Source organism: Paenibacillus sp. lzh-N1 (genome assembly GCF_002872435.1).
Classification (GTDB): domain Bacteria; phylum Bacillota; class Bacilli; order Paenibacillales; family Paenibacillaceae; genus Paenibacillus; species Paenibacillus polymyxa_C.
Window position 1 is genome coordinate 498,543 of sequence record NZ_CP025696.1, and the last position, 12,870, is coordinate 511,412.

Consider the following 12,870-nt stretch of genomic DNA (forward strand, 5'->3'; position numbering starts at 1 on the left):
GTTGTATCAAGCTACTACAGAATGCATTGCATCACAGTCAGCATTATTCCGTAAAGGCAAGAAATTCAACGAAACCAAGACACACCAGCAAATCGGAAATATTTCTGTAAACTACAGCGCCAACTACCAACCAAATGGTAATTCTTATTTATGCGTCTATGGATGGGCAGTTGACCCGCTCGTAGAATATTACATCGTCGATAGCTGGGGAAGCTGGCGTCCACCTGGTGCAACACCAAAGGGCACCTTTACCGTTGACGGGGGAACATATGATATTTATGAAACCACTCGGGTTAACCAGCCTTCTATTAAAGGAGACAGAACAACTTTTCAACAGTATTGGAGTGTCCAGACATCCAAACGCACAAGTGGAACCATATCGGTCAGCGAGCACTTCAAAAAGTGGGAAAGCATGGGCATGAAAATGGGCATGATGTATGAAACTTCACTTACTGTAGAGGGATACCAAAGCAGCGGCAGTGCCAATGTAACTAATAATACCATTACGATTAACGACAGATAATCCTAAGGGCGGAACGACTCTAAAATCAACTAACCTTACTGTTTATTAAAATTGTTAGGAGGAAGAACCATGTCTATAGCTAAATTAGGAAAATGGACGGCGATTATGTCAATCACCGTGTCTTTATTCACAGGGTCGCTGGTAATCTCCAACAATCAGGCGCATGCGGCTGATTGCTCGAACGGTTATGTAGCGTTAACCTTTGACGATGGCCCCAATCCCTCTAATACCAGAGCACTGCTTAGTGCCCTGAAGCAAAACGGATTACGCGCAACGCTCTTTAATCTTGGACAAAACGCGCAGAATAATTCTTCGCTCGTACGTGAACAACAAGCAGCAGGCATGTGGATCGGTAACCATTCATGGTCACATCCGCATATGACGCAACTGAGCGCATCACAGATGTCATCGGAAATTACACGCACACAGCAAACAATACAGTCTATTACTGGCACGGCACCAAAGTTGTTCCGTCCTCCGTATGGCGAGACCAATGGAACCCTCAAATCCATTGAGAACCAAAACGGTCTTACCGAAGTGTTATGGAACGTTGACTCCCAGGACTGGAACGGCGCCTCCACCGCACAGATCGTAGCTGCCGCAAGCAGACTTAAAAACGGCGATGTGATCCTGATGCATGATCAGTATCAGACTACACTCCAAGCGATCCCACAAATCGCACAGAATCTCAAAAACCGCAACCTTTGCTCTGGTATGATCTCTCCAAGCAATGGCCGGGCGGTAGCGCCTGACGGCAAAAACAATGAAACACCGCCAAACACGAGCACAAAAATCGAAGCAGTAAATATGACGAAGAGCGGTCAGTACACTTCAAATATCAGCTCGCCGTTCAACGGAGTGGCTTTATACACGAACAATGATTCGGTGAAATTCACACAGAATTTCACCAGCGGTACCCATAGTTTTTCACTCCGGGGGGCTTCAAATAATTCCAACATGGCCAAAGTTGACTTAAAAATTGGTGGACAAACGAAGGGTACCTTCTACATCGGCGGCAGCAGTCCTGCGGTCTATACTTTAAACAATGTCAACCATGGCACCGGAAATCAAGAGATTGAGCTTGTTGTAACAGCCGATGATGGGACATGGGATGCTTATCTTGACTATTTGGAGATCATCTAATTTTAAAAAAACAAAATCCCGGCGGGATCTTCCCGACCGGGACTTTTGTTGATATCCTTTTCACATAATTCTCAATGTAAAAATAACATAATATTGCAATATCGCAATCTCTTATATAATGGCGGGTAACAACTAGAAGTCGCTACGAAAACATTTATAAGAGATGCGGGTGATGGCCATGGAATGGTATTTTGCATACAAAGAAGAATTGGAAAAGGTATTCCGCCAAGCGGAGGAACGGACGGCCACATTTCCGGTTCCCTTTCAGCAAGAGGGGTTAGACTACCTGGCGCGGTTTAATCCGTTGCGGGAAGACAGTACGCGTAATTACATATGCTATTTGCTTCCATTTTGGCTACAGGAACTGACCGGACTGTCTCCCGAAACATGTCGCAAGCTGTCACTCGGCAACGTGTTCGTCATGGCTCATTATTTAATTCAAGACGACGTGATGGACACAGCAGCAGACAACCGTAAAACGCAACTTGCCTTAAGTCAGCTTTTCTATACCGAGTGTCTAAACATTTATCAGGAGCTTTTTCCGGCAACCTCTCCTTTTTGGTCATATGCCAGGACGTATGTGGACGAATGGGCCGTTAGTGTGATATCCGAAGGAACAGAGGACTATTTTCAAGGTGAAAGAAATAAGGTCGCACTAAAAGCCAGCCCATTAAAAATGGCCGGAACGGGTGCCTTATTGCTCGCAGATCATGCCGATCTGATCCAGACTGTTACCCATATGACAGATTTGAGCTTGCTCGTGCTCCAAATGTCGGATGATTGGGCAGATTGGTCAGAAGACTTGGTGGAACATAGCTATAACTGCCTATTGTCCCATATCAGCGCCGAACAAAAGACGGCGTACTGTGAAGGACTAGGACCACAACAAATTCAGGAAGCGATTTATGTACGCGGGGCGCTCGCCAGCTATGTGGACATTGCGAATCAAGCAGTCCAGGAGCTAGAGACGATGGAGCCTTCCATCCACGGTCTGCATAGGTTCGCACATTCCATCGCAACAGAGCTCAGCGAAGAGGCAGCAGAAATTGAAGGCGGACGCTCACATTTGCGAAGAGGCGGGCTTGATTATTGGCTCTCCAAAAATATGAAATAATGCTAGATTTTTCTGAGTCTTACGTGGTATACTGACTAGGTAATTATAACCAATTGAATGAGAGGGTGATTTTTGATGGCTACTGAAGTTCTTCAAACACAAGTCATTCAAAAAGCTTGGGAGGATGCCAGTTTCAGAGAGAAACTGATGGCAGATCCCAAATCTGCAATTCGTGATGTGTTAGGAGTCGTGATCCCCGATCATATCCAAATCAAAACGGTAGAGGAAACGTCTGATCAATTTTATCTGGTTATCCCTCCAAATCCTTCAGGCGTGCTCGCTGCATCCCAGAAACCTCGCGCGATGTGGTAGATTGGTTCTTGTAGCTTATTTAATCTATACTTTTTAATCTCAGGCGGGTGGGCTCAGCAAGCTTCCCTCCGTTTTCTCCGAACGCAAAAAAGCCGGATGTTATCCGGCTACGGGGAAGCGGATGGTCGCTTCTGTTCCCACCCCTTTTGCACTTGTAAAAGATATTTTACCATTCATCGTTTCAATAATCCGAAAGGTCACCATCATCCCCAAACCCGTACCTTTAGTCTTATTCGAAAAATAAGGCTCACCTAGTCTGGATAAGGTCTGAGCATCCATCCCTTCACCATTATCCCGAATATGAATGACTGCTTCTCCATTGTCCACATAAGCCCATATATGAATATGTCCCTGTTCTCGCAACGCTTCAATACTGTTTTTGATAATATTGATAAATGCCTGCTTGAATTTGGAGGAATTCCCGCGCACTTTGATTTCCTGGGGAATATCCAGCGAAATTTTACCACCTTGCAGATTTGCCATTGGACTGATAATTCCTTCTATATGTTTGAACTCATCCAATATGGTCAACGTTTTGGTATGGTCAAACTCCGGCTTGGCAAAAGTCAGAAAATCGGTAATAATCGCGGATGCTCGATCCAGCTCCTCCAGAGCGATATGCAGATAGTCTTTGTTCTTACCATCCTCCTGCTTGCTCATCAACTGAAGAAAACCACGTGTAACCTGGAGCGGATTGCGTACCTCATGAGCCACAGATGCAGCCAAATCGCTAATAATCTCCATTTTCTCTGAACGTTGAAGCTCATTATTGAACATCTCCAGTTCTCTGGAATACCGAACCACCTGCTTGTGCTTTTCCGCCAGCCTTCTGCCCAAGATCGCAATCAATGCCAGGACAAAACCGAACACGCCCCATTTCCATAAAAACATATTGTAGTGTCCGTCCCGGATAAAGAACCAGCTGAGTTCTGCGATCGTGATGACTGCAAAAAATGCAAAGCCTGTCGATAAAATGATCGCTTCGTGGTCTCCCTTAAGCGCCATGCGAATCGAAGCAAATACCAAAAGTACCATCAAAGCTACGAGCAATATACCGAGGACGATGACACTGAAGAAATAATATACATCGTTGAGTCGCTCCTGTGCTCCTAAATTCACAATCATGATGATGAAGCAGAACAAAGAGTAGGCGGTTAACAATTTTCTGAATTTCCGAATCAGTAAAATTGAATTGATATTTTGCTCAAAAAAGAAGGCTAATGAAGGCAACAGAATAAATAGCGCCACATCAAAAAGTTGTAAATACAGCTTGCCATAGCCGCGATAGAACGTATATAAAAACGGTGAATACGTTACAATCATCAGACCGATCGACAATACAATCGCGCTTAGGGACAGCCACATGGCCATACTTGGACGGAACAGGAAAAACGAGCAGATCAATAGCACCAGGGAGATAAAGATAAATGTACTGCCCAGTACAATATCCAAGACATCCATTCTGACCAAGTTTCCCAACAAGTCACGATAATCACCAGTCATCACATTTCCGATAATGCCCAGTCTATTTTTACTGCTTTCCGTCCATATGTATAATGTTTTACCACTGTCTTCTGGCTTCAGCGGAATCAGAATACGATTATTCTCATAATTATAGCCACGGTACGATTCATAAAAATTGGTGCCATCCTTATACAGTGTAATGTGCCTGCCATAAATATTTTCAAAAAGCACCGCTGGTGTTTCATCATTTAACGAAGGTAGCTTAATACGAATCCAGGCGGTGCCTCTATTGCCCGGCTGCTTGAGCAGCTGTGTATCATCTTCAATATGCATCCAGACCTTACTGTGATCAGTTACCTCATCTAAAGAGCCATCCTCGTCTTCTGCTCCCCATCTCATATCCCAGGAGGGTATCTTATACTCCCTTTCCGGGGTCATTTTGGCCGCATAGCCAATGTGGTCCAGCGACAACAGTATCACAATGACCGCTAGCAGAGCGGCGACAGCTTTGGGCACATGCCTCATATTAAGCACCTCAAAGTTACGTAGTAGGATTTACAAATTTGTATATGTTTTAACATTTTTATCTTCCTGAAACTATATTATTCTATACGATGATGTTCATACCTTCTTCAAAATAAGGGTATCATGTTCTTTTTAATCATTATTTGTAAAATCTTCATATTGGTTAATGATCATTTCCTGTTCGCGTTGCTCCATCTGCTCTCTAAGCCCTATCCAACGTTCACATTCTTCATCCTCATAGATCGTCCAAATATCGGAGAATAAATAATCACGTATTTCTACTATTTTTCCGGCCTGTCCGCCGTCTGTCCAGTATAAACCATCCGGACGCCGAATAACGGTACGCGAATAGCCTGGGGTAGATGCCTTTTGACCTACTCGGATTCGACTAATCATCGGACCAAACATGTACCATTCCAATTCATATCCCTCCAACTCCTCTTTATCATATCACAGCAGTTACCAAAAAAACGCTTATTGGGAAAGAGCATATCCCTATTCGCATGATTTTAACTTTTTACAGACACACTAACTCTAAGTTTAGCCGTTCTGCGGTTTGGGTAAGGTCGAAATAAGCAACAAAAAGCAAAGGAGCTGAGTTAGATGGCAAATCGCGACAATCAAAAGACTGAGCTACAGGATCATGATTTTGAGCCTTCCCTGCAAAATGCAGAAACAAACTGGGAGAATCTGATCGAGGGGCCTGATACTCCTCTGGAGGACGTACCTGATGCCGATGAACTGACACCGAACAGTCCTGTTGATCCCTCTGCGCCTGCTGAATTCCTGCATGGTACAGATTTGCTGAACGGTACCGATGGGGATGAAGAAGAGCAACTGGACAGTGACGATATTCTGCTGCATGTTATAGGAGATAAGAAAGCGGTTTCCCATCTTGCTATGCGGGTAATGAAGTGTATATACCGAAAGGAGTTGACTAATCTCCTATGTATAAAGATCCGATGTCTCAAGCTGATATGGAGTACAAACGCTATAAAACCTTGAATCCTGTAGAAGAGGATGACCGCAGGACTGCGGACAAGATCCATACGGACGATGGCATAGCCGAAGATAACCCACGAGGAGTCGCATCAGCGAAGCCCGAACCCAGAGATCAAGCAAGATGATAGCACAGATAGGGAATGCAAAAACTAGAATCGGAAATCAGGGCTTGCCTTCTGCATCCACTTTGTTTAAAATAAGGTCAAATCTTTTGAATACCATGAACAAAGACATAGACGGAGACAAGTAAGCGTCATCGGATTCCCACAGAAAGGTACGTATTGCTGAGAGCGTACCGCAATCCCGCGTTGAAATTCACTCCCGAGTCGAGCCTTGAACCGACGACAGAAGGATTCATTCCTTTGACCGCAGTAGAGGTTTCCGGAAGCCCCCGTTACGGGCATCAAGCTCAGAGGTTACTGCCGTCGATTGAATGACGTTGACGACTTGCATGTATACTTCTGTAATTAGGGTGGTACCACGGCATTCGTCCCTTGCGACGAGTGCCTTTTTGTGTTATTTTCTGCAAAAAGTCTATGGGCTGAAAGAAAAACAATTTATAAATCGGGAAGGGTGTACTGTATGTCAACCAATGAAAATTCTTTGGAGCTGTTGCGGGAACAGCTCGATGCTACAAACTTGCAATTGCTGGAGCTGCTGTCCCAACGCGCTGAACTGGCAGGACAGCTAGGAAAATTGAAAGAAGCTCAAGGAGTACCTGACTTTGATCCAGTGCGCGAGCAACAAATGCTGGACAAGCTGATCGCAGCTAATCGTGGACCTTTCGACGATGCTACGATTCGCCAGCTGTTCAAAAATATTTTCAAGGCTTCTCTGAACTATCAAAAAGAAGAACACAAAAAACATCTGATTGTCAGCCGCAAAAATCAGCCGGATAGCACGGTTATCAAGGTTAAAGATACACTGGTGGGCGGCAAAGCCTCCATCATGGTTGCAGGTCCTTGCTCGGTGGAAAGCTACCAACAAACTCGCGAGGTAGGTGCGGCTCTCAAGGAAGCCGGTGTGCCGATTCTGCGTGGTGGCGCGTTCAAGCCGCGTACATCTCCGTATGATTTCCAAGGGCTGGGTATTGAAGGCCTGCAAATTCTTAAACGCGTTGGCGACGAGTTCGGGCTGGCTACAATCAGTGAGATCGTCGATCCAAGACATTTGGAGGAAGCCATCCCGTACATCGATATCATTCAAATTGGCGCGCGCAACATGCACAACTTTGAATTGCTTAAAGCTGCGGGTGAAACCAGAACTCCGGTTCTGCTCAAACGCGGATTGGCTGCCACAATGGAAGAGTTCCTTCATGCTGCTGAATACATCGTTTCCCGTGGCAATACACAAGTCATGTTGATTGAACGCGGTATTCGTACGTATGAAAAATGGACACGTAACACGCTGGATATTTCCGCTGTTCCGATTTTGAAAAAGGAAAGCCATCTGCCTGTACTGGTGGACGTAACTCACTCTACAGGACGTAAGGACATCCTGGCTCCTTGCGCCAAGGCTGCCCTGGCAGCTGGTGCCGACGGCATCATGGTAGAAGTTCACCCGAACCCGGCAGTCGCTTTGTCCGATGCTCAGCAACAGCTGAACATACCTGAGTTCCACAACTTCCTGTCTGAAGTCAAAGAATCCGGATTATTCAAAGCGTAAAACCAATTTTATGCCTAAACCTTCAATAAAAAGAATGCCATAGTGGTTATCATCCTAAACACAGCATTCAATAAATTAGGCTCATGGAAAATACTCCATGGGCCTTTTTATTTTTGCATATCGGACCTCAAACAATCTCTATACACGTTTAATGCTCTTTTCAGTCAAAGGAACATAATATCCTTTTCCATTCGGGCCCATAGCAAATTTATTGCGAAGATGGATTAGATTAGGGCCGAATTTTGCCTCCAATTCTTCACGGAACTCATATAGGATTTCCATGATATAAATATCATGAATAATCACTTCCGTAATCGGCATTACAAGGCCTGGGTGTAGCGTCCATGCAGCGCGGCTGTCATCACCAAGTGAAAGTATGCCAGCTACAACTTCCCGGTCATCCACGCTAAGCACAATCCACCGACCACCGATTTCGGACGTAATCTCCTCACTCATATCATGGCGGTAAACAGTAGCAAAATCAAAGTTAAGATCACCATATGCTACAAGGATCACCTCAATTCCTTGCTGAGCAGCTTGCTCTAAGGCATCCCGGAACACCTCGGCATCCTCTTTCCAAATTTCCAGTAAAATTCGGTGTTTTGCTCCCTTCACACCTTCGTTGATGCGATTGATAATGGCTTCATAACCCGAAATATTCCAAATATTCTCTCTATTTTGAAACGATGCTGTGTACTGCTCCAAACTCTCTTGCGCCACATTAAAAATCTGTTCTGCTTTGCGTTTTCTCTGGGCAATCAATTCATGTGGAGGAAGCGGCACATACAGAGGTGTATTTTCTTGACTTACCATGATGTCCCCACGGTTGACCATCCCCGACAAAACCTCATAAATTTTGGATCTCGGTACTCCAGAGTTCAATGAAACGGCATATCCCGAAAGTGGAGAGCTTTCCAATAAGGTCACATAAGCCTTGGCTTCATATTCACTAAAATTCAAATCACGTAGAATTTCTAATATGTTTGGTTTTGATTTCATGACGTCTTCTCCTCAATTCATGTTCTTCCTTACTATATCACTTCCCCTTGACAAAAACTGATATACAAATTATCTTTTTAGTAGTATTTTCATAGTAGTAACTATAGTAGCTACTATGATACTTTCATAGGGGATGAACTCAGGGAGGATACAACTTGAACAAAGTCATAGCTCATCACAGCGAAAGCAACCGGATTTACTATACTTCTACGATTCTAGCCTTATTGATCTGGAGCACATCGTTTATTGCCACCAAAGCAGCCTATACGACGTTCCCTCCTCTTACCTTGGGTCTATCCAGATTTATCATAGCTTCCATCGTACTAGGTATCGTTTTGCTAATCAAAAAAGAACATGTCAAAGTAAAGCCAAAGGATTTGGCTACGATTTCGTTTAGTGGGGTTCTTGGAATCACTCTTTATTTCTCAATGGAGAATATAGGGGTTAGCCTGACAACCGCTTCTAACGCAGCATTAATTGTCGCATCGTATCCGGCAATTACATCGCTGCTTGAATTTATTTTGTATAAAGTTAAATTATCCAAATATAAAATCTGCGGTATAGCACTGGCCATGATCGGGGTATATTTCTTAACCTCAGTTGGCGAAAGCTCGGATGGTAAGAATCAACTCATCGGAAATTTAATCTTGATTGGAACCGGATTTGCGTGGGCGTTTTACACTTTCATGACGCGTAAGGTTGTGGACAAATATCCGCCGGTGACGTTATCTTTTTATCAAACCGTTGCAGGTAGTATCTTTTTCATACCGTTAGCCTTATTGGAAAAGGATAGTTGGCAGGCTCCGACAACGGGATCGCTTATGTTGCTCATGTATCTGGGTGTGTTCTGCTCTGTTATCGCATTTTTGCTTTATAATTACGGATTAATCAAGCTGTCACCGAGCAGTTCCGTTTCTTTAATGAACTTGGTTCCGATATTTGGGGTGTTGTTCTCTGTCTTACTATTGCACGAAACGATTACATGGCGCCAAATCATTGGCGGTTTGGTCGTTATTCTAGGGGTCTTGATGAGTGCACACCAAACAAGCCGTACCTAAAGATATTGCAGTCCTACAATACTAAGGCGAGTGACCTTTCTAAAAGTTCTCGCCCAGTCGGCTATATCTAGGCAGTCGGCTTTTTTTCTTTTATATAAAAAAGGTGGTTATATTGATTGATGAGGTTATCCATAATTACAGACTGTTTGAGCACACTAGCATGATTAAAACCATGTTTTGCTTGCAAAATATACAGCTTTTGACGAGCATTCTCAAGCTGTTGACGCAAAATGTCGTCTCTTATCATAATATATCCCTCCCTGTCATATGATCAGTGTAAAGGGTTATGAATAATATACTAAAAATAAGGGTTTGGGATAATTATCTAGTTGGCCTATCCAGCAGAATGAGTATTCTGCTCCGTAGCGTTATTTTTGGCTGAAATCGGGAAAACGTTTTTTCCCTTCGCCCTTAGCAACAACGCTGCAACCAGCAAGATGCCACCGTTTAATACGAAGATCCAGCGAATGGGCATCCAGCTACCAAGCATGCCGCCAATCAGCGGTCCCGCCATCGTCGCCAGCTGGGTAGCTGATTGATTCAGGCTAAAGGCTCGTCCGCGAAACTCCGGCTTGGTGACTTCCACAGTCATTGCATTGATCGCCGGCATGACAGACGCATAAAACAATCCATATCCAAACCGAAGCGCACCAAAGCCAATAAAGTTGGTTACAAAAAACTGCAAGATGTTCCCGATCCCCGAACCGATCAGCCCAATCAGCAGCACTTGGGCAAAGCCGATTTCCCCTCCAATCCGGCCCCATCGGGGAGCCATCAGCACCGCCGCGATGCCTACAGCTGAGAATACAATCCCGGAACTTAAAGACGCATGGCTGCGATCCACGCCCATTTCAAGCACATACACCGTAATTAACGGTTCCAAGATCATGACGGAAAAGGTACTTAATCCAGCCAGAATAAGCAAAAAGTACAACGGCCGATTAGCAATAGCCTCTTTGATATCATCACGAACATGCGAGCGGGTACTGGTGCCCTTGAAGCTATCCTCTCTAGCGCCAAATGTCGCGATGAACGCAGATACCAATACAAGAGCCGCAGAGAAATAAAAGGCATTCCGATTGCCATAATAATGGCTCACCACACCGCCAATCAGCGGCCCTATAATGCTGCCCGTCGCTCCAGCAGTCGCCATAATGCCAAGGGCGTAGCCCGTTTTTTCTTCAGGCGAGCCCGTCCCGACCAGCGCAATCGCCGCAGGAATAAATCCGGAGAGGAGTCCTTGAAACAAGCGAACTCCTACAAATACATATGGGTCTGTCACCAAAGCACATACCAGATACAATACAGCCAGGCTGAAGCCTGATCGAATCAACATCGGCTTACGTCCATACTTATCTGCCAGCGAACCCCAAAACGGAGCAATCAACGCGCTCGCTAAAAAAGTAACTCCAAAGGCAATCCCCGACCATAGTTCCAGATGATCGTTAACACCCAATTCCGTATTCAGAAAAATAGGTAAAAACGGAATCGACACGGAATAGGCCATGCTGCAAAACAATACTCCGATCCACAAAACAATCAGGTTTCGCTTCCAATATAGATGCATGCTGCCACACGTCCCTTCTGTTCAATCCATTATTACCCTCTAAATTAGAAAAGTCTACCGTAGACCTTAGCCTTTCATCGTGGAACAACCACGAAGAAGCTGATATAATCGAATGGAATGGAGATGATGACATGGCTAAAAAGAGAAATTCGTCTTTCGCTGCTCCTGCGGCTCAGGACAAACCTGCTACGTTAAAGGATCTGTTGAGTCAGGACGTGCTGAACAAGCTTAAGGCTCAAGCCAATGAAGCGCAAGCAGAACAGGACAAGCGTAAAGATGATGAACGGCAACGTGCCCTCGAAGCAAAAAAAGCTGAACAAAAGAAGCTGGACAACAACTTTGAACACCTGTTGAATAACAGCGATTTAGACTGGCACAAATATAAATAAGCCAAAACCATTGCGGTTTTGGCCTATCTTTACACTTTATGTTATAGCCAGTCACGAATATGTTGTACTGAATACAGCACCCCTACCCAAACCGGCAGACTGAACGCCATACCCCATATGAGACCTTTAGCCAGTTTTTTGTCTACCTCCATCATGATCCTGCCCCTTTCCTTGGGAATAGCAGCAGTATGGGTCAAGAATACGGCTTTCAAACCCGTATTTCCTTATCCCCAACAAAAAAGGTATGATAGTAAATGGAAAAGTGTTCTGCGCTGTCCCCAAACTATAAATTAGGATGTTACACCATCCAACCTTTCAGGAGGAATATTAATGAACCGAAAATCGATACGCCCATGGTACACATTGTGCCTGCTGGCCATCATGCTCGTGCTGGTTGCCGGATGTGGCACAAAAGCGGCCGATGTGGAAGCCGCAAGCCGGACAAGCACTACAACGCCCGCTGCAACTAAAGACAAAAGCAAGACTGTTTCACATCCAGTTGTCACGATTGTCATGAACGATGGCAAGAAAATCAAGCTTGAGCTGTATCCGGAAGTAGCACCGAACACGGTTAACAATTTCATCTCCTTGGTGCAAAAGGGAGCTTATAACGGTACCATTTTCCACCGCGTCATCCCAGGCTTTATGATTCAGGGTGGTGATCCGCAAGGTACCGGTACAGGCGGCCCCGGCTACAGTATCAAAGGGGAATTCAAGAGCAACGGCGTTAACAATACACTCAAACATACACGTGGCGTATTATCCATGGCCCGCTCGGCGGATCTGGATTCGGCCGGATCGCAATTTTTTATCATGGTTGCCGATGCGGACTACCTCGACGGTCAATATGCCGCTTTCGGTAAAGTAACGTCCGGAATGGACGTGGTCGACGCTATCGTCAACTCCAAACGGGATAGCAATGACAAACCTACCAAACCAGCTACAATGAAAAAAGTTACTGTAGATACGCTGGGTAAAAAATATCCAGAACCCGTCAAAGTAAAATAACCTGTCTTTCAAAACGGGATAACAGCAACGACCTTGTGCATACGCATGAGGTCGTTGTTGCTTATCCCCTGATGCTTTCTAAGCTGCTGGCTCTGTGATGT

Annotated in this window: 13 protein-coding genes, 1 pseudogene and 1 other annotated feature; of the genes and pseudogenes, 9 read left to right on the top strand and 5 right to left on the bottom strand. The window is 44.9% G+C overall.

What is annotated here, in order from left to right; translation table 11 throughout:
• Positions 1 to 37 precede the first annotated feature (37 nt).
• The 4 genes and pseudogenes from C0638_RS02420 to C0638_RS02435 form a co-directional block, all read left to right on the top strand.
• Positions 38 to 523, top strand: a pseudogene (locus C0638_RS02420) (glycoside hydrolase family 11 protein); the annotation flags it as partial.
• 69 nt (positions 524 to 592) lie between these two features.
• Positions 593 to 1,666: a polysaccharide deacetylase family protein gene (locus C0638_RS02425; RefSeq protein WP_058711171.1), complete on the top strand. Its 1,074-nt coding sequence runs from the start codon at positions 593 to 595 to the stop codon at positions 1,664 to 1,666.
• 178 nt (positions 1,667 to 1,844) lie between these two features.
• Complete coding sequence (locus C0638_RS02430; RefSeq protein WP_058711177.1) at positions 1,845 to 2,780, top strand: hypothetical protein; 936 nt, start codon at positions 1,845 to 1,847, stop codon at positions 2,778 to 2,780.
• A 75-nt stretch (positions 2,781 to 2,855) separates the two neighbouring features.
• A complete protein-coding gene (locus tag C0638_RS02435; protein WP_025678851.1) occupies positions 2,856 to 3,092 on the top strand; it encodes an NHLP leader peptide family RiPP precursor in 237 nt (78 codons plus the stop codon).
• Positions 3,093 to 3,191: 99 nt separating this feature from the next.
• Here C0638_RS02435 and C0638_RS02440 read toward each other — a convergent pair whose 3' ends face one another.
• Positions 3,192 to 5,081: a sensor histidine kinase gene (locus C0638_RS02440; protein WP_058711170.1), complete on the bottom strand. Its 1,890-nt coding sequence runs from the start codon at positions 5,079 to 5,081 to the stop codon at positions 3,192 to 3,194.
• Positions 5,082 to 5,213: 132 nt separating this feature from the next.
• On the bottom strand, positions 5,214 to 5,501 hold the full coding sequence (locus C0638_RS02445) for a hypothetical protein (RefSeq protein WP_058711169.1): 288 nt from the start codon (positions 5,499 to 5,501) through the stop codon (positions 5,214 to 5,216).
• Positions 5,502 to 5,684: 183 nt separating this feature from the next.
• On the opposite strand from C0638_RS02445, the gene C0638_RS25505 reads away from it, so the two are divergent.
• Positions 5,685 to 6,086, top strand: coding sequence for a hypothetical protein (locus C0638_RS25505; RefSeq protein WP_233902273.1), 402 nt, complete (start codon positions 5,685 to 5,687; stop codon positions 6,084 to 6,086).
• A gap of 221 nt (positions 6,087 to 6,307) precedes the next feature.
• Positions 6,308 to 6,581: a binding site (T-box leader), on the top strand.
• A gap of 84 nt (positions 6,582 to 6,665) precedes the next feature.
• Positions 6,666 to 7,748 (top strand): bifunctional 3-deoxy-7-phosphoheptulonate synthase/chorismate mutase, encoded by a 1,083-nt coding sequence (locus tag C0638_RS02460; protein WP_013369718.1) that lies wholly within the window; start codon positions 6,666 to 6,668, stop codon positions 7,746 to 7,748.
• 138 nt (positions 7,749 to 7,886) lie between these two features.
• On the opposite strand, the gene C0638_RS02465 is transcribed toward C0638_RS02460, so the two are convergent.
• Positions 7,887 to 8,747 (bottom strand): TrmB family transcriptional regulator, encoded by an 861-nt coding sequence (locus C0638_RS02465; RefSeq protein WP_013369717.1) that lies wholly within the window; start codon positions 8,745 to 8,747, stop codon positions 7,887 to 7,889.
• A gap of 155 nt (positions 8,748 to 8,902) precedes the next feature.
• On the opposite strand from C0638_RS02465, the gene C0638_RS02470 reads away from it, so the two are divergent.
• Entirely contained in the window at positions 8,903 to 9,805 is a 903-nt protein-coding gene (locus C0638_RS02470; RefSeq protein WP_058711168.1) for a DMT family transporter, read from the top strand.
• 67 nt (positions 9,806 to 9,872) lie between these two features.
• Here C0638_RS02470 and C0638_RS02475 read toward each other — a convergent pair whose 3' ends face one another.
• Both C0638_RS02475 and C0638_RS02480 read right to left on the bottom strand, forming a co-directional pair.
• Complete coding sequence (locus C0638_RS02475) at positions 9,873 to 10,052, bottom strand: aspartyl-phosphate phosphatase Spo0E family protein (RefSeq protein WP_013369715.1); 180 nt, start codon at positions 10,050 to 10,052, stop codon at positions 9,873 to 9,875.
• Between the two features lie 87 nt (positions 10,053 to 10,139).
• The gene (locus C0638_RS02480; protein WP_058711167.1) at positions 10,140 to 11,372 is read right to left on the bottom strand and encodes an MFS transporter; all 1,233 of its coding nucleotides are present in this window, start codon (positions 11,370 to 11,372) and stop codon (positions 10,140 to 10,142) included.
• 131 nt (positions 11,373 to 11,503) lie between these two features.
• Here C0638_RS02480 and C0638_RS02485 point away from each other — a divergent pair, with 131 nt between their 5' ends.
• Complete coding sequence (locus C0638_RS02485; RefSeq protein WP_040101973.1) at positions 11,504 to 11,761, top strand: YqkE family protein; 258 nt, start codon at positions 11,504 to 11,506, stop codon at positions 11,759 to 11,761.
• A 330-nt stretch (positions 11,762 to 12,091) separates the two neighbouring features.
• Entirely contained in the window at positions 12,092 to 12,769 is a 678-nt protein-coding gene (locus C0638_RS02490; protein ID WP_058711166.1) for a peptidylprolyl isomerase, read from the top strand.
• The last annotated feature ends 101 nt before the right edge of the window (positions 12,770 to 12,870 follow it).